This is a genomic window from Listeria rocourtiae subsp. hofi, assembly GCF_963575615.1.
Taxonomy (GTDB): Bacteria; Bacillota; Bacilli; order Lactobacillales; family Listeriaceae; genus Listeria_A; species Listeria_A hofi.
In genome coordinates this window covers 1-380 of record NZ_CAUYTL010000098.1, presented here as the reverse complement: position 1 = coordinate 380, position 380 = coordinate 1, and the positions used below count along the sequence as shown (strand labels likewise).

The window sequence follows — 380 nt, the reverse complement described above, 5'->3', positions numbered from 1 at the left end:
GTGGCCGCAGATGGCACGTTCCGAATCTATGTGAACGACAATGCCAACATGAAAATCGTCGGCACGGATTTTACAGCCGTTGCCAAAGATGCAGCAGGGAATGCGAGTCAACCAACCACAGCCAAAGTCCAAGGTACAATCCTAACACAACCAACGATTGACCCTTACTACGCTGGTCAAGAATATGTCACTGGTAAAACAGATAAAGCAACGAGCAAGATAGCGATCTATGACAAAGCAGGAAATCTACTTCGTTACGGTGCCGTGGATGCCACAACAGGCACCTACAAAATCTATGTAGCAGATAAAGCGGCGATGCGTGTGGTCGGCGATACCTTCTCCGTGAAAGCCATTGATAACGCAGGAACAGCAACAGCGCC

Annotated in this window: 1 protein-coding gene; it reads left to right on the top strand. The window is 48.9% G+C overall.

The window, feature by feature from the left end; translation table 11 throughout:
- On the top strand, window positions 1-380 hold a 380-nt coding region (locus tag R8925_RS15880; protein ID WP_430539466.1), incomplete at both ends, for a hypothetical protein.